The organism is Streptosporangium sp. CA-115845, assembly GCF_050943795.1.
Lineage (GTDB): Bacteria > Actinomycetota > Actinomycetes > Streptosporangiales > Streptosporangiaceae > Streptosporangium.
Genome location: NZ_CP191988.1, coordinates 3,047,419 through 3,063,457, shown reverse-complemented (window position 1 = coordinate 3,063,457; position 16,039 = coordinate 3,047,419). Strand labels below are relative to the sequence as shown.

Sequence of the window (16,039 nt, the reverse complement as noted above, 5' to 3'; positions counted from 1 at the left end):
CCCGACTCTCTCGTCACCAGCCGCGAAGGAAGAGAAATGGCCTTTCACGTCGACTCCGAGGTCGGCCGGCTCCACCAGGTCCTGCTTCATCGGCCCGAACTCGCCCTGAAACGGCTCACGCCGTCGAACAAGGACGACTTCCTCTTCGACGACGTGCTGTGGGTACAGCGCGCCGTGGAGGAGCACGAGGAGTGGCAGAGACTCCTGGTCGACCAGGGAGTCACCGTCCACATGCTCTCCGACCTGCTCCATGAGACCGTCGAGATCCCCCAGGCGCGCAAGCACATCCTGGACGGCATCGCCGACGAGCGCTACTTCGGCCCGATGGCCGTCGACGCCATCCGCAACGCGCTGGACTCGATGGACTCCACGATGCTTCAGCGCTATCTCACCGGCGGCATCACCAAGCGCGAACTGGTGGACATGGGCACCGATCCCAAAAGCCTGGCCTTCCACACGCTCAGGCCGGACGACTTCGTCCTGCCCCCGCTGCCCAACCACCTGTTCACCCGTGACACCTCCTGCTGGATCTACGGCGGCGTCTCGATCAACGCGATGAGAAAGAAGGCCCGCCGCCGCGAGACGGTCAACATGGAGGCGATCTACCGCTACCACCCCGCCTTCGCCTCCGGCTACGACCGGCCCGAGGAGGGCGGCTACCACGTCTGGATGCCCGGCATCCCGGCGGCTCCGGCCACCATCGAGGGCGGCGACGTGCTCGTCATCGGCCGGGGCGCGGTGCTGGTGGGGATCAGCGAGCGCACCCAGCCGCAGGCTGTCGAGATGCTCGCGCGGAGCCTGTTCGCGAAGGGCGCCGCGACGAGGATCGTCGCGCTGGACATGCCGAAGGCGCGGGCCTTCATGCATCTGGACACGGTCATGACCAACGTGGACGTCGGGGTGTTCACCAAGTTCGCGGGGCTGGGCATGCTGCCCTCCTACACCGTCGAGCCCGGCGACAACGAGAAGGAACTCAAGATCACCGACCATCCTCCCGAGGACATGCACGGAGCCATCGCGCGGGCGATCGGCCTGGACGACATCAAGGTCCTCAGCGCGACACAGGACGTGTACGCCTCCGAACGGGAACAGTGGGACGACGGCTGCAACGTGCTGGCCCTGCGACCCGGTGTGGTCGTGGCCTACGAGCGCAACACCACCACCAACAACCACCTGCGCCGCAACGGGATCGAGGTCATCACGATCCGGGGCAGCGAGCTCGGCAGGGGCCGGGGCGGCCCGCGCTGCATGAGTTGCCCGCTGGAACGCGACGGCATCTGAGCCCTCCCGGGGGCGGGCGATCGCCACCACGAAAGGCACGGTCGAGGGGAGGAACCCGGCTCGCCCGCTTCCGCTACGGCCACCGCCACCCGCGTCTCGACCGGAGCCGGCGCCTGCGGCACTCCTGCCGGGAGACGACCGGCGGGGGCCGCCGCGGAGACGGCACCGGCGAGCCCCGATCGGCATGTGGGCACACCGCCGATCCACACCGTCCGGCCGGACGGGACCGTCGCATCGGGTATTCCTCCCGGACCACCTTGTCGAAGATCATACTCTTGTCGCCGCACCCGAAGATGATGTTGCCCCGAACCCCCAGGAGAAGCCAGAATCTGGCGAAAATCCCATAAAAACTAGAGGTTTCGCGATGCGAGGTAGGACAACTACCGCGTTTGAGGCGGACCACATCGGACCGGATTCGACATCTTTTTTCCAATCAGCTTGACCTTGGGCGCCCACAGCTTTACCGTCACTGTCCGTAACCACACCTCGTGGCGTTATCGGGTGAACCCTGACGCACCGGTCATCGAAGACGCCTACCCCAGGCGCCAACCCGGTGGCCGGGGCATAAGTTGCGAGGTAGCACAATCAAGTTGAGAGCAGTACATACAGAGCCGGGGGGCCACACCATGCCGTCTGAGTACGCCAAGTCGCTGGGTGCACGACTCCGCGCCATTCGCACCCAGCAGGGCCTGTCCCTGCACGGAGTCGAAGAGAAGTCCCGCGGGCGCTGGAAGGCGGTCGTCGTGGGCTCCTATGAGCGTGGCGACCGTGCCGTCACCGTGCAGAAGCTTGCCGAACTGGCTGATTTCTACGGGGTACCGGTCTCGGAGTTGCTGCCCGGAGGGGCTGCTCCCAGCCCTCTGGGCCCGACACCGAAACTTGTGATCGACCTTGAGCGCCTTGCCCAGCTCCCCAAGGAGAAGGCCGGCGCGCTTGCCCGCTACGCGGCCACCATCCAGAGCCAGCGCGGCGACTACAACGGCAAAGTGCTGTCCATCCGCCAGGAGGACCTCCGCTCCCTTGCCGTGATCTACGACAAGTCCCCCAGCGAACTCACCGAGGAGCTCATCGGCTGGGGAGTCCTGGACCCCGAGGCGCGCCGCGCCGTCGAGTCCTTCTGACCGGTCGTGGGTGCGCCGGAACCGGCGTGCCCACCCCGCTCCAAAAAAATCTTGCTCTCAGCAGAACGTTAGCTTCATTCCGCCCCGGCCGTCGGCCACTGTGGTAGGAAAAGGCAAACATTCGATTGGCGAGATACGGTGGACATGACTTCGGGAGATGATCGGCTCGATCACTCTCGACCGCGCTCAAAAAGCCGTCTCCACTCGGTCATGGTGTCGCTGGGATCGACCAGGACCCGCACCTTCCTGCGGTTGCTGGCATCGATCGGCACCACCAGGACCCAGGACACCCTGAAGCTGCTGCCGTTCGTGGTCATGGCCGTGGTGGCCGTGATCGACTTCGGCTCGGGCCCCACGTCCGGCCTCCTCCCGCTGCTCGCCCTCGGCCCGGCCTTCGCCAGTGTGGCCTGCGGCCTGGCCCGCACCACCGTGATCGGCGTCGTCGCCCTGATGCTGTGCGTCGCGCTCGGCCTCTACAACGACATCCTCTGGACGCCGCGTACCAACATCACCATGTTCGCCATCCTCGGCGTCACCGTGGCCAGCGTGCTGGCCAGCGCCGGGCGGCTGCGCCACGAGCGCCAGCTCGCCGACGTGCGCTCGGTGGCCGAGGCGGCCCAGCGGGTGCTGCTGCGCCCGGTGCCCCGCCGCGCCGGTCCCGGCATAGGCGTGGCCGTCTCGTACACCTCCGCCACGGCCGAGGCCAGGATCGGCGGTGACCTGTACGAGGTCGTCACCACCCCGCACGGGGTCCGGATCATCGTGGGAGACGTGCAGGGCAAGGGCCTGGAGGCCGTGGAGACCGCGGCCGTGGTGCTCGGCGCCTTCCGCGAGGCGGCCCACGACGAGAAGAAGCTCCAGGGCGTCGTGGCACGGCTGGAGAAGGCGCTGACCCGCGAGTTGTCCGGCGAGCAGTTCGTGACCGCCGTACTGGCCGAGATCCGCGGCGGTTCCACCATCGCCGTCATCAACTGCGGCCACCCCCCGCCCATGGTGCTGGACGCCGAGGGCACGATCTGGTTCGCCGACCCGCCGGACGAGGCCCTGCCGCTGGGCATGAGCGCACTACAGGCCAGCAAGCCGCAGCCGCACCACATCCCTTTCGAGCCGGGGGATCAGGTCCTCTTCTACACCGACGGGGTCATCGAGGCGCGCAACGGGTTCGGCGAGTTCTACCCGCTGCCGGAGCGGGCGCACCTGCTGGACGGCGAGGACGACCCTCAGGGGTCGCTGGACGCTCTGCGCGCGGACCTGCTCCACCACGTGGGCAGACCGCTGGGCGACGACGCCGCCATGCTCCTGCTGCGCCACCGCGCCGTCCAGGAGAACTCCTCCGCGGCGTAGACCGCCTCGGGTCTTGCCCGCCACCGCCGGTCGGACGGCGCCCCGCCGCGTCGTCGACGGTCACCGCCGCCGGTCACCGAGGCACGCCGCGGCGCCCTCCGCCGGCCTCGCGACACCGTCTGATCAACCTCGCCACGGCGAGATCCGCCGGAGGGGACCTAACCCGCCAGCGGGACGTGGCCCGGGAGCACGGGTTGTGCCGGCACCCCGAGCAGGTTCTCGACCTCGATGACGAAGCGCTCCGCCTCGGAGATGAGCTCCTCGGCGTCTCGCGACGACACCGTGCGGGTCAGCCCCGCCTCGGCGGCGGCCCGCTTGGCCGCGCTCGTCTCGAAGTAGGGCGCCCACTCGGCCAGCCGGGGCTCGGCCTCGGGGAGCAGCTCCCAGGCACTGCGCAGCCTGCGCCTGCGGCCCTGCATGGGACGGGGGCGCGCGGCCAGCACGGCGGCGGCCGCCCTGAGCGCCGCGAGGTGGGCCGCGACGTAACGAGCGGCGGAGGTCCGGGCGGCGGCGGCCTCTTCGAGGCAGTCACGCGCGTCTGTGAGGTGCGCCCGCACCGTGGGGGACAGTCGGGGCCCACCGGAATCGCCGAGCCGAGGGGTCATGTGCGTCAGCCTCCTTGGTCGCAAGCGGCTCCCGGCGTTTTCACCGGCGGTGTCAACATTCGCAGACCCCACCGACAAATCCACCGGGCGGCCGGACGAGGAGCTTCCCCTCTCCCCGCCCGCCCCGACCTGGGCCCGATCGTCTCCTCCGACGACGTGGATCCGGCCGACCACCCTGGACACGGGCTGCGAGCCCCGCGTCATTACATCGAACATAAATTCGACCACTAATACTGTCAAGTAGAACAGCGAACAAAAGTTCGATCTTCCAATATGACAGGAATGACGGAGGCCCCGGGAGATCTCCGTCTCCCGGGGCCTCCGCTCGCCGAGCGCCGATCCCCCCGCAGGTTCGCCCGCTCCGCCACGTTACCGGGCGAACCTGCCTCGGACATGCACCGGCACCCCGGTGCCGAGCAGACCGGGAAGGACCTCCGCCACGTGCATCGGCAGCCGGACGCAGCCGTGCGAGGCGGGTGCCAGCGGCACCGACAGCGCGCCGTGGAAGGCGATGCCGCCGTTGAAGAAGATCGGGTTGTAGAGCTGGCCCAGGTAGGACTTGTGCCAGCCGTCCCTGCGCCAGGTGGTCTTGTAGTCGCCCGTCGGCGTGCGGGCGTCGCCGCAGAACCGCTGGGTCTTGCCCTCCCAGGTGGCCGTCTCGCAGTAGGCGATCCCACTGCCCGAGGAGGTGTGGCTGATCAGCCGCACCGCGCCGTTGACGTAGAGGACCATCACCTGGGTGGCGAGGTTCACCTCCACCCGGGTCGGCTTACCCCTGGGGACGAGCACCTTCGGCGCCAGCGGACTCTCCAGGGCCTGCCAGGTCCTGCGCGCCACGGTGCTGGTCGGCGAGATGCCGTTGACCTTCTGGAAGGCCCAGATCGCGGTCAGGGTCGCACCGCCGTAGCGGCCGTCGATCCTGCCCGGGGCGTAGCCGAGCTCGGCCAGTCTCGCCTGGAGCACCTTCACCGTGGCGCCCTTCGCGCCGAGCCTGAGCGTCTTGCCCGGTGCGACGAACCGGGACGCCTCGGTCCTCGTCGCGACGGCCGGCGCGGCCGAGACCGCGGCCTGGGCCTCGGCGACGCCCGCGGAAAGGGTGACGCCCGCGGAAGAGAGGAGCACGGCCCCCGCCGTCATCAGCGCGGCCGCTCCCAGCCGCTGTCCAACCCCCACTTTCCATCAACTCCTCATATCACTATGGATCAGGTCAAGGGACCATAGCGCACGGGCTCCCCGTGCAAGTGACCGGTTATGAAGCGGAAATCAACGGTCAACCCGTTTAGAGTGGCCAGGTGCCAGAAAAGTTGCATCCGAACGTTGAGAAAGTCGCCGCCGTGCTCCGTGAGCACGCCGTCCCCGGCGAGATCGTCACCTTCGCCGAGGCCACCCCGACCGCCGCCAGCGCCGCCGCGCAGCTCGGCTGCGAGGTCGGCGCCATCGCCAACAGCCTGATATTCGACGCCGACGGCGAGCCGCTCCTGGTTCTGACCAGCGGCGCCCACCGGGTCGACACCGACCTGATCGCCAGGACGGCCGGTGTGGCGAAGGTGAAGCGCGCCGATCCCGCCTTCGTGCGGGCGGCCACCGGCCAGGTCATCGGCGGCGTCGCCCCGGTCGGCCACCCCGCCCCGGTCAGGACGCTGGTCGACACCTGGCTGGACAAGTACGACGTCGTCTGGGCCGCCGCCGGCCACCCGCACACCGTCTTCCCGACCTCCTTCGACGAGCTCGTCCGCATCACCGGCGGGATCCCCGTCGAGGTCGAATGACCGCGATCCGGCGGTGAGCACGGCATGGCGCTCCCGCCACCGGCGATGACCCGCGTCATGTCCTCCCTGCTAGGGTGCGACGCGTGATCGGACTGCGACGGATCGGCCCCGACGAGTTCACGCTCCGGTTGGACGCGGTCCTTGACGTCTACACCAAGGCGATGGACCCGCCCGCCGACCAGATCGCCGGTCGCAAGGCGATCATGGGAAACCACGCCGCCAACCCCGCCTTCACCTGCCTGTTCGCCGAACTCTCCGACGGCACCCCGGTGGGGATCGCCTACGGTTTCCACGGGGTTTCCGGCCAGTGGTGGCACGACGTGGTCCGGCGGGCCCTCGCCGAGAGGCACGGCGAGGGCAGCGCCCGCGGCTGGCTGGGCGACGCGCTGGAGCTCGCCGAGATCCACGTCCACCCCGACTACCAGGGCAAGGGCATCGGACGGTCGATGATCATGGGCATCTGCGCGGGCCGCCTGGAGCGCACCGCCGTGCTGTCCACCCGCGACCGGCCCACCGCGGCCCGGCACCTCTACCGGAGCATCGGCTTCGTGGACCTGCTCACGCAGTTCGTCTTCCCCGGCGGGCACGAGCGCTACGCGATCCTCGGGGCGGTCCTCCCGCTGGACGGCTGAGCCGCCCAGCGGGAGACTCTCTCGCTCAGCCCCCCAGCGAAGGGGCCTTCGGCGTGTGGTCGAGCGCCTGGAAGACCTCGCGGGTCGCGCTGGAGCGGTTGAAGGTGATGAAGTGGATGCCGGGCGCGCCCTCGTCGAGCAGGGTCTGGCAGAGCTCGGCGGCCAGCTCGATGCCCAGGCTGCGCACGGCGGCCGGATCGTCGGCGACGGCCGCGAACCTCTCGGCCACCTCGGGCGGGAACGGCGCGCCGGAGAGCTGCTCCGACCTGGCGATGGTGCTCATCTGCGTGACGGGCATGATGCCGGGGATGATCGGCGTGTCACAGCCGCTGGCCGCCACCCGGTCACGGAGCCGCAGGTAGTCGTCCGCGCGGAAGAACATCTGGGTGATCGCGTAGTCGGCGCCCGCCCGGCACTTGCGTACAAAGTACTCGGTGTCGGACTCGATTGAGCGCGACCTGGGGTGCTTGTAGGGGAAGGCGGCCACCCCCACGCAGAAGTCGCCGGACTGGCGGATGAGCCTGACCAGTTCCTCGGCGTACAGGACGCCCTCGGGGTGGCGCACCCACTCGCCCGTCACGTCGCCCGGCGGGTCGCCCCGCACGGCGAGGATGTTGCGAACGCCCGCCCCGGCGAACCGGCCGACCAGGTGGCGCAGCTCGCGGACGGAGTGGTTGACGGCCGTGAAGTGGGCGACCGGGGTCAGCGTGGTCTCGTGGGCGATCCGCTCGACGATGTCGACGGTGCGGTCGCGGGTGCTGCCTCCGGCACCGTAGGTGACGGAGACGAAGGTGGGGTGCAGCGCCTCCAGCTCGCGGACGGCACGCCAGAGGTGGCGCTCTCCCTCGTCGGTCTTCGGAGGGGAGAACTCGAAGGAGAACGAGTGGGCACCGGCGGCGAGGAGTTCGCGGACGGTGGCGACACGATCTGGAAGAACGGACGGGCGACCCAGAGCCATGGGGCAAGGATACTGGCCCGGCCGCTCGGATGACCGATCAGGTCACGGCCGCCCACGGGGCGATCGTCACGCGAAACAGCCGTTCTTCTAGATCGAAATATCCCTTTGGACCGTTAATCTCATTACTTGACCTCCTGCTGCCGCCGAAGCCGGGGGATCCCAACTTTCATAGATTGGGTTTCCTGCCTCATGACCAGTCGCGAGAAACCCGGAGGTGTCGTGTCTCGCACCGGCCCCACGACCGTTCCGCCTCTCCGCCGCCCCGGCGGGAAGGCCCGTGCCGACCATGCGTACGGTGGTCGGGGTGTCATCACCGCCGGACACGGTGCCAGGGCGTGCTGCACCGTACCGCGTTTCCTCCCCAGAGCTGAAGCCCGGGGTCTCCATACCGGAGGTATTCGATGATCACTTCTGCAACCGCGCTGGACATGATCCGGTCCGAGGTGGACCACGCTCTCCGGCGGTTCGTCGAACAGCAGCGTCCGCAGGTCAGTGCTCCAGAGCTGGCCCCTCTTGTCGCCGCTGCCGAGGACTTCCTCGCTGGTGGCAAGCGGCTGCGCCCCGCCTTCTGCTACTGGGGCTGGCATGGTGCGGGCGGAGGCGACGACCCCGCGCTCTTCTCCGCGGCCGCCTCCCTCGAACTGCTCCAGGCAAGCGCCCTGGTGCACGATGACGTGATGGACGCCAGCGACCTGCGCCGGGGCATGCCCTCGGCACACCGCAGGTTCGAGGAACTGCACAGAAAGGCGGGCTGGCACGGCTCCGCCGAGCAGTTCGGCGAGGGTGCGGCCATTCTGCTGGGCAACCTGATGCTCATCTGGTCCGGTGAGATGTGGCGCAACAGCGGTCTGCCCGCCGCCTCGCTGGCGGCGGCGCAGAAGGTGCACGACGACATGCGCACCGAACTGATGTGCGGCCAGTATCTCGACCTGCTGGAGCAGGCGCACGGCGAGGGCACCTTCGACAGCGCGCTGCGGGTCGCCCTCTTCAAGAGCGGTAAGTACTCCGTGGAGCAGCCGCTCCGGCTCGGGCTGGTGCTGGCCGCCCAGGGCAGGGAGCCCTGGATCGACCGGCTCTGCGAGGAGTACGGGCGGTCCGTGGGCATCGCCTTCCAGCTTCGCGACGACATCCTCGGCGTGTTCGGCGACCCGGACGAGACCGGTAAACCGGCCGGCGACGATCTTCGCGAGGGCAAGCGGACGATGCTCATCGCCCGCACGCTCGCCGCCGCCTCGGCCTCCCAGGCCCAGGTGGTACGCGCCACGCTCGGCGACCCGGATCTGGACGAGGCCGGGGTGGACCGGCTGCGCCGGATCATCGAGGAGACGGGGGCTCTCGTGGCGTGTGAGGACCTGATCAAGGGGTACCTGGAGAACGCCCTCGGTTCGCTGGAGGGCGCCCCGATCCGCCCCGACGCCCGGGCGGCCCTGGCCGACCTCGCGGTGGCCGCCACCTCCCGGCGCACCTGAACCGCGCACCCGAATCGCACACCTGGCCCGCGCACCGGTCCGGTGCACGGGCCGGCGCCGTGCTCAGCGTCCCGTCCGCCCGGCCGGAGACACGCTCCCGCCGGGCGGAAGGACTTCAGACGGAGGCCGCCAGCCTCCGCTTGAACTCCTCCGCCGCCGCCTTGGGATCGTCGGCCTCGGTGATCGCCCGCACCACCACGACCCGGCGCACCCCATGGGAGACGACCTCGTCCAGGTTGGTGAGGTCGATGCCGCCGATGCCGAACCAGGGCCGTTCGGTCTGCAGGGCCGCGGCATGCCTGAGCAGGCCGGGGCCCGGAGCGTGCCTGCCGGGCTTGGTGGGCGTCGGCCAGATCGGGCCACAGCAGAAGTAGTCGACGCCGGGCTCGACCGCCGCGGCGGACGCCTCCTCGGGGGCGTGAGTGGAACGCCCGATGAGGATGTCGTCGCCGAGCATGTCGCGCACGATCGGCACCGGCAGATCGCCCTGGCCGAGGTGGAGCACGTCGGGGCGGATCGCGTAGGCGATGTCGGCCCTGTCGTTCACGGCCAGGAGCTTGCCATGCCGGTCGCAGGCCTCACGGAAGACGGCGAGGAGGTCGAGCTCCTCGCGCGCCTCAAGACCCTTCTCGCGGAGCTGCACGATGTCGACCCCGCCCGCCAGGGCCGCGTCGAGGAAGTCCGCGAGATCTCCCCGGTCACGCCGTCCGTCGGTGCACAGATACAGACGGGCGTCAGAAACCGAGGGCTTGGGCACGTCTCTTCACTTCCGTGTGGCGGCCCGCCACGATCGCGTCGACCGGCGAGCCCGGCAGCGTGTCGTCGGGGGTGAAAAGCCAGCGGAGCGACTCGACGTCGTCGTATCCGGCGTCGAGGAGCACCGTGAGAGTGCCCGGCAGCCCCTTGACGACGTCCGCGCCGACGAGGAAGGCCGCGGGGACCTGTGGCTCGCCACCGCCCCTGCGCACTCCGATGAGCTTGCGGTCCTTGAGAAGTTGCTTGGCGCGACCGGCGCTCAGGTTGAGCCTTCTGGCAACCTCGGTCAGGGTGAGCCACTCGCCCACCAACTGGTCGGTCTCCCGGTCGATCTGCGCAACAGAAAGCGTCACGAATCCACCACTACCACATCGAGCCCTTCGCCAAACACCTGGCGGCGAGGTTACGCCACCGTACAGTCGCGCAACGCTATCGCAGGGTCGGCGAGGCGATTGACGTCGAGGCGCCGTCCGCCCTCGATGAGGCGGCGCCCCTGGACGAGGTCGCGGGGGCGGTTGACCGAGAGGACCGCGGCGAGCCGGTCGTCCTCGGTCACCCAGCACACCGCCCACCTGGGATTTCCCTCGGCCTCCGGGTCGCCGCGCCGGATCAGGCGGGCGCCGTCGTGGTACCCGGCGTACTGGACCATGTGGCCGAACTGCTCGGACCAGAAGTAGGGGACCGGATCGTAGACGGCGACGTCGCCGACGAGCGTGGCCGCGGCCACGTCCGGGGCGCCCAGGGCGGTGTCCCAGTGCTCGACGCGAAGGCGCACGCCGTAGCGGCGCGACCACCAGGCCGCGCAGTCGCCCACGGCGACCACTCCGGGCAGCGAGGTGCGCAGGTGCTCGTCGGTGACCACGCCGTTGTCGAGCCTGATGCCGGAGCCGACCAGCCACTCGGTCGCGGGCCGCACGCCGACGCCCGTGACGACCACGTCGGCCTCGACCGCGGAGCCGTCGGCCAGGGTGAGCCCCCCCTGGTCGACCGAGGCGACCATGGTGCCCAGGCGCAGGTCGACGCCGGCCTCCGCGTACCAGGCGGCGGTGTACGCGCCGACCTGGCCGAGCGCGGCGGACAGCGGGACGTCGGCGGCCTCGATCACGGTCACGGCGCATCCCGCCTTGCGTGCGGCGGTGGCCACCTCGGCGCCGATCCAGCCCGCGCCGATCACGGCGACCCTCGTCCCCCTGCCGAGCAGGGAACGCAACCGGAGCGCGTCGTCGATGGTGCGCACCACGTGCTGTGAACCGTCCCCGCGCAGCCGGATCGGACGCGCGCCGGTGGCGATGACCAGGCCCTCGTAGGCCAGCTCGCCCTCGGTGGTCTCGACCACGCCGGGGTGGAGCCCCTTGGCGGAGACGCCCGCGCGAAAGTCGACCTCAAGCGCGTCAAGGTCGGAGTCGACGACGGTGGAGTCGGTCTCGCCGAGCAGCACCCCCTTGGACAGGGGTGGACGGTCGTACGGTCTGTGCCGCTCCTCCCCGATCAGCGTGATCCTGCCGCCGAACCCGCGGGCCCGTAACGCCTCGACGCTGCGTACGCCGGCCAGACCGGCGCCTACCACCACGACATGATTCACACTTCCCGACCATAAGCGTCAGCACCGTACTCCTACCAACGGTCGTTGATAACGAAAACGGTATTTACCTCACATCTGACGCTCTAAGCGTGTTGCCGGACCCCTTAGGGTGGAGGGGAAGACGCGCGGGAGCCCGGAACGCACCGGGCTGAGAGGAGGGCTGCGGAGCGGCGAAGGACCCGGCGCGAGCCAGGTGGTGTGCGAGGAGCGGATCCGCACGGCACGGGCGAGCGAGGTCTGGAGGCGACCGCGAGCGGGCCCTCGACCGCCACGAACCTGATCCGGGTCATGCCGGCGAAGGGAGCGGAGTACGTATGGCGGACCAGTTTCACCTCCTCGTCGTCGGCGGGGGGGTGATCGGACTGTCGGTGGCCTGGCGTGCCGCCGGCCGGGGCCTGAGGGTGGCGGTGGCCGACCCCGCGCCCGCCTCCGGCGCCTCGCACGCGGCGGCGGGCATGCTGGCCCCGGTCAGCGAGGTCACCTACACCGAGGAGCCGCTCCTGCGGCTGGGCCTGGCCTCCCTGGAACGCTGGCCCGCCTTCGCCGCCGAACTGGCGGACGCGAGCGGGCACGACCTCGACTACCGCACCGACGGCACCCTCGACGTCGCCTTCGGCTCGGACGATCTGGCCGCGCTGGACGAGCTCGCCGCCTTCGTCGCCACGCTGGGATTGCCCGCCGAGCGGCTCACCGGCCGCGAGTGCCGCCGCCTGGAACCCATGCTGGCCCCCGCGGTCCGCGGCGGCCTGCTGGCGGGCGGCGACGCCTGGGTGGACCCCAGGAAGGTCACCGCCGCGCTCCTCACCGCCCTGGAGCGGGCGGGCGGCACCCTGGTGCGCACCCGCGTGGCCGGGCTGCTCACGGCCGCCGGAGCGGTCACCGGGGTACGGCTGGCGACCGGCGAGAGTGTCGGGGCCGAGCGGGTGATCCTCGCCGCCGGTGCCTGGTCGGGCTCCCTGCGGGGGATGCCGCCCGAGGCGCTGCCACCGGTGCGGCCGGTCAAGGGCCAGATCATGCGGCTGCGCTCCCCCGAGCCGATCCTGCGGCGATGCGTGCGCGGGGTCGTGCACGGCTCGAACGTCTACCTGGTGCCACGCGGCGACGGCGAGGTCGTCCTCGGCGCCACGCAGGAGGAGATGGGCTTCGACACCCGGGTCACCGCCGGTGGACTGTGGGAACTGCTGCGCGACGCGCGGGAACTCGTCCCCGGCGTGACCGAGCTGGAGGTGGCCGAGGTCGCCGCGGGACTGCGTCCCGGTACCCCGGACAACCTGCCGCTGGTCGGCCCCACGATCGTGCCCGGTCTGCACATGGCCACCGGACACCACCGGGGCGGGGTGCTGCTCGCCCCGCTCACCGCCGACCTCTGCTCGGGAGAGACCGACCCGGAGCTCTCCCCGATCTGCTCACCCCTCCGCTTCCAGGAGCACCCACCGCAGGAGCTGTCATGAACGTGACCATCAACGGCGCCGCGCACGAGTTGCCCGCGGGGGCGACCGTCGCGCAGGCCGTGCAGCGGCTGACCGGCATGCGGAGCGGGGTGGCCGTCGCGGTGAACGACGAGGTCGTCTCGCGCGGCGCTTGGGAGGCCACCGCGCTCACGGAGGCCGACAGGGTCGAGGTGCTCACCGCGGTTCAGGGAGGGTGAGGGGCGTGCTGGACGATCTGATCATCGGCGGCGAGAAGTTCTCCTCTCGTCTCATCATGGGCACCGGTGGCGCCCCGTCCCTGGAGATCCTGGATGCGGCGCTCGCCGCCTCGGGGACCGAGCTGACCACCGTCGCGATGCGGCGGCTCGATCCGGCCGCGCGGGGCTCGGTGCTCGACGTGCTGCGCCGGCGCGACATCAGGGTGCTGCCGAACACCGCGGGCTGCTTCACCGCCGGGGAGGCGGTGCTGACCGCCAGGCTGGCCAGGGAGGCACTGGAGACGAACTGGGTGAAGCTTGAGGTCATCGCCGACGAGCGCACCCTGCTGCCCGACCCCATCGAGACCTTCGACGCCGCCGAACGGCTGGTCGCCGACGGGTTCGTGGTGCTGCCCTACATCGGCGACGACCCCGTGCTGGCACGCAGGCTGGAGCAGGCGGGCTGCGCGGCGGTGATGCCGCTGGGGGCGCCCATCGGTTCCGGCCTCGGCATCCGCAACCCGCACAACATCGAGCTGATCGTGGAGTTCGCGAGCGTGCCGGTGATCCTGGACGCGGGGATCGGCACGGCCAGCGACGCGGCACTGGCCATGGAGCTGGGCTGCGACGCGGTTCTGCTGGCCACCGCGGTCACCCGGGCGCAGCGCCCGGAGCTGATGGCGCAGGCCATGCGCTCGGCCGTCGCGGCGGGCCGGACCGCGCGCCTGGCCGGGCGGATACCCCGGCGTCGCTACGCGGAGGCCTCCTCCCCTCTTCATCGATAGAAAACGACCACGTCTCGGCATCGGTTTGGGATTCAGGCATCCTGTCGGCGTCAAATCGCCCGTAAACTCGGCCACGTGGACACGACGCTTACGGACCCCCTGGTCGGGAAACTCCTCGACGGGCGTTACCGCGTCGAGTCCCGGATTGCCCGGGGCGGAATGGCGACCGTCTATCTGGCCCTGGACATCCGGCTCGACCGCACCGTCGCCGTGAAGGTGATGCACCGCTCGCTCGCCGAGGACCCAGCCTTCGTACGGCGGTTCATCGGCGAGGCCAAGTCGGTGGCGAGCCTGTCGCACCCCAACGTGGTGCACGTCTTCGACCAGGGCACGGACGGCGACAACGTCTACCTCTCGATGGAGTACGTGCCGGGCCGGACCCTGCGCGACGTGCTCCGCGACCGTGGCAGGCTGCCCGCCCGCGAGGCACTGGAAGTCATGATCCCGGTGCTCGCCGCGCTGGGCGCCGCCCACCAGTCGGGCCTGGTCCACCGGGACGTCAAACCGGAGAACGTGCTGCTCGCCGACGACGGCCGGGTCAAGGTGGTGGACTTCGGCCTGGCCCGCGCGATCGAGGCGACCAACCAGACGCGCACCGGCGTCATGATCGGCACCATCGGCTACATGTCCCCCGAGCAGGTCACCTCGGGGGCCGCCGACGCCCGCAGCGACGTCTACGCGGCCGGCATCATGCTGTTCGAGCTCCTGACCGGCCGCCAGCCGTACGAGGGCGACACCCCGATGTCGGTGGCCTACCGGCACGTACACGACACGGTGCCCGTGCCCTCCGCGCTGCTCCCCGGCTCTTCCCCGCTGCTCGACACCCTGGTGGCCAGGGCGACGGCCCGCGATCCCGCGAACCGTCCCGCGGACGCCACCGCGCTGCTGGTCGCCGCCGTCGACGCGCACCGGATGCTGCCCAGGGAGAGCGGCCCGGTGCCGTCCGTCCCCGTCGGGCCGCCGCACGCCCACGAGACCGTCGCGTCCGCACCGCCCGTACCGCCCGCACCGGCCAACCACACGCTGATCCAGCCCCGCGTCGAGTTGCCCACCGGCCCGGTGGGCGACCAGCCACCGCCCGCCTCCACGACGCGCAAGATGTCCGGAGCCCGCTGGTTCCTGCTCGCGCTGGCCGTGGTCATGGTGATCGCGGTGGGGGTGACCGGCTGGCTGTTCTCGCAGAACACCACCATCGTGGTGCCCTCCACCCTGGTGGGCAAGAACATCACGGTCGCCACCAGCGAGGCCAGGCAGCGCGGCTTCACCGTCGAGGAGGGCGAGGCCGAGCACGACGAGAAGGTGCCCAAGGGCAGCGTGCTCCGCACCGACCCCGTGGCGGGCACCGAGGCCGAGCCGGGGAGCAAACTGATCCTGATCGCCTCGGCCGGCCCCAAGCGGGTCGCGGTGCCCAACGTGGTGGGCATGACCGAGCCCCAGGCCAGGAGCAGGCTCGCGGAGGACTCACTGGTCGTCGGCAAGGTCAGGAGGCAGCCCAGCGAGACCGTGCCGCGTGACCAGGTGATGCGGACCGTCCCCGCCGTGGGAAACCCGGTCAAGGAGGGCAGCAAGATCGATCTGGTCGTGAGCGCGGGCCTGCTCATGCCGGACGTCATGGGCATGCCCCGTGACCAGGCGGACGGGGTGCTGCGCGGGGCGGGATTCGCTCCCGAGTTCGTCGAGCAGACCGACGCCGCCCAGCCGTGCACGGTCATCGCCCAGGACCCCCAGCCCAAGGCCGAGACCGACAAGGGCGCCGTGGTCCGGCTGACCCTTTCGCAGTGCGCCGGCGAGTGGCACTGGCCCTGGGAGAACAACGGCGAGCAGCCTCCCGGCGACGGCGGCAACGTCGTGCAGATTCCGAACATCATGTTCAAGGACTTCAGGGCGGCGCGCGACGAACTGCGCGCCGCGGGGGTCACGGTGAAGCTGAGGCGGACCCTGGGCAAGGGCAGGGTGCTGGCCCAGATCCCGCCGGGCGGCCAGACGGTCCCGGCCGGCACCGAGGTCACCATCTGGTACTGACGGCCGGGCCTGGCGGCCTCGGCGCCGGGTCTCGCCGAGACGGATCTCCGGGCTCCGGCCGGTACCGGCAGCCGGGCGCGGGACGAAC

16 protein-coding genes are annotated in these 16,039 nt (G+C 70.6%); 10 read left to right on the top strand and 6 right to left on the bottom strand.

Annotation, left to right across the window (positions count from 1 at the left end; translation table 11 throughout):
- The first annotated feature begins 36 nt into the window (after positions 1–36).
- From ACQP0P_RS16120 to ACQP0P_RS16110, 3 genes are all read left to right on the top strand, one after another.
- Complete coding sequence (locus ACQP0P_RS16120; RefSeq protein ID WP_433377074.1) at positions 37–1,281, top strand: arginine deiminase; 1,245 nt, start codon at positions 37–39, stop codon at positions 1,279–1,281.
- Positions 1,282–1,907: 626 nt separating this feature from the next.
- Entirely contained in the window at positions 1,908–2,402 is a 495-nt protein-coding gene (gene bldD / locus ACQP0P_RS16115; RefSeq protein ID WP_030910010.1) for a transcriptional regulator BldD, read from the top strand.
- A gap of 210 nt (positions 2,403–2,612) precedes the next feature.
- Complete coding sequence (locus ACQP0P_RS16110) at positions 2,613–3,746, top strand: PP2C family protein-serine/threonine phosphatase (protein WP_355549785.1); 1,134 nt, start codon at positions 2,613–2,615, stop codon at positions 3,744–3,746.
- A gap of 158 nt (positions 3,747–3,904) precedes the next feature.
- Here the strand turns inward: ACQP0P_RS16110 and ACQP0P_RS16105 are convergent, their stop codons facing one another.
- Positions 3,905–4,351: an SAV_6107 family HEPN domain-containing protein gene (locus ACQP0P_RS16105; RefSeq protein ID WP_355549782.1), complete on the bottom strand. Its 447-nt coding sequence runs from the start codon at positions 4,349–4,351 to the stop codon at positions 3,905–3,907.
- Positions 4,352–4,720: 369 nt separating this feature from the next.
- Positions 4,721–5,524, bottom strand: coding sequence for a L,D-transpeptidase family protein (locus tag ACQP0P_RS16100; RefSeq protein WP_433377069.1), 804 nt, complete (start codon positions 5,522–5,524; stop codon positions 4,721–4,723).
- A gap of 119 nt (positions 5,525–5,643) precedes the next feature.
- Between ACQP0P_RS16100 and ACQP0P_RS16095 the strand changes: the two genes are divergently transcribed.
- Positions 5,644–6,120 (top strand): YbaK/EbsC family protein, encoded by a 477-nt coding sequence (locus ACQP0P_RS16095; protein WP_433377066.1) that lies wholly within the window; start codon positions 5,644–5,646, stop codon positions 6,118–6,120.
- Positions 6,121–6,203: 83 nt separating this feature from the next.
- Positions 6,204–6,752: a GNAT family N-acetyltransferase gene (locus ACQP0P_RS16090; RefSeq protein ID WP_433377064.1), complete on the top strand. Its 549-nt coding sequence runs from the start codon at positions 6,204–6,206 to the stop codon at positions 6,750–6,752.
- A 25-nt stretch (positions 6,753–6,777) separates the two neighbouring features.
- On the opposite strand, the gene metF is transcribed toward ACQP0P_RS16090, so the two are convergent.
- A complete protein-coding gene (gene metF, locus ACQP0P_RS16085; RefSeq protein WP_433377061.1) occupies positions 6,778–7,710 on the bottom strand; it encodes a methylenetetrahydrofolate reductase [NAD(P)H] in 933 nt (310 codons plus the stop codon).
- A 401-nt stretch (positions 7,711–8,111) separates the two neighbouring features.
- Between metF and ACQP0P_RS16080 the strand changes: the two genes are divergently transcribed.
- Positions 8,112–9,179, top strand: coding sequence for a polyprenyl synthetase family protein (locus tag ACQP0P_RS16080; RefSeq protein ID WP_433377058.1), 1,068 nt, complete (start codon positions 8,112–8,114; stop codon positions 9,177–9,179).
- Positions 9,180–9,294: 115 nt separating this feature from the next.
- On the opposite strand, the gene thiE is transcribed toward ACQP0P_RS16080, so the two are convergent.
- The 3 genes from thiE to ACQP0P_RS16065 are packed head-to-tail and all read right to left on the bottom strand — an operon-like array spanning position 9,295 to position 11,517.
- On the bottom strand, positions 9,295–9,936 hold the full coding sequence (gene thiE / locus ACQP0P_RS16075; RefSeq protein ID WP_433377056.1) for a thiamine phosphate synthase: 642 nt from the start codon (positions 9,934–9,936) through the stop codon (positions 9,295–9,297).
- Positions 9,914–10,288 carry an Rv2175c family DNA-binding protein gene (locus ACQP0P_RS16070; protein ID WP_433377053.1) on the bottom strand — a complete coding sequence of 125 codons (375 nt, stop codon included), beginning with the start codon at positions 10,286–10,288 and terminating at the stop codon, positions 9,914–9,916. Before ACQP0P_RS16070 ends, thiE begins: the two co-directional genes overlap by 23 nt.
- 50 nt (positions 10,289–10,338) lie before the next feature.
- Positions 10,339–11,517 carry an NAD(P)/FAD-dependent oxidoreductase gene (locus ACQP0P_RS16065; RefSeq protein ID WP_433377050.1) on the bottom strand — a complete coding sequence of 393 codons (1,179 nt, stop codon included), beginning with the start codon at positions 11,515–11,517 and terminating at the stop codon, positions 10,339–10,341.
- A gap of 314 nt (positions 11,518–11,831) precedes the next feature.
- Here ACQP0P_RS16065 and thiO point away from each other — a divergent pair, with 314 nt between their 5' ends.
- From thiO to pknB, 4 genes are all read left to right on the top strand, one after another.
- On the top strand, positions 11,832–12,968 hold the full coding sequence (gene thiO / locus ACQP0P_RS16060) for a glycine oxidase ThiO (RefSeq protein WP_433377047.1): 1,137 nt from the start codon (positions 11,832–11,834) through the stop codon (positions 12,966–12,968).
- Positions 12,965–13,165 (top strand): sulfur carrier protein ThiS, encoded by a 201-nt coding sequence (gene thiS, locus ACQP0P_RS16055; RefSeq protein ID WP_433377044.1) that lies wholly within the window; start codon positions 12,965–12,967, stop codon positions 13,163–13,165. Before thiO ends, thiS begins: the two co-directional genes overlap by 4 nt.
- Before the next feature lie 56 nt (positions 13,166–13,221).
- Positions 13,222–13,929, top strand: coding sequence for a thiazole synthase (locus ACQP0P_RS16050; protein WP_433381908.1), 708 nt, complete (start codon positions 13,222–13,224; stop codon positions 13,927–13,929).
- Positions 13,930–14,004: 75 nt separating this feature from the next.
- Positions 14,005–15,951: a Stk1 family PASTA domain-containing Ser/Thr kinase gene (pknB, locus tag ACQP0P_RS16045; RefSeq protein ID WP_433377041.1), complete on the top strand. Its 1,947-nt coding sequence runs from the start codon at positions 14,005–14,007 to the stop codon at positions 15,949–15,951.
- Positions 15,952–16,039 lie beyond the last annotated feature (88 nt).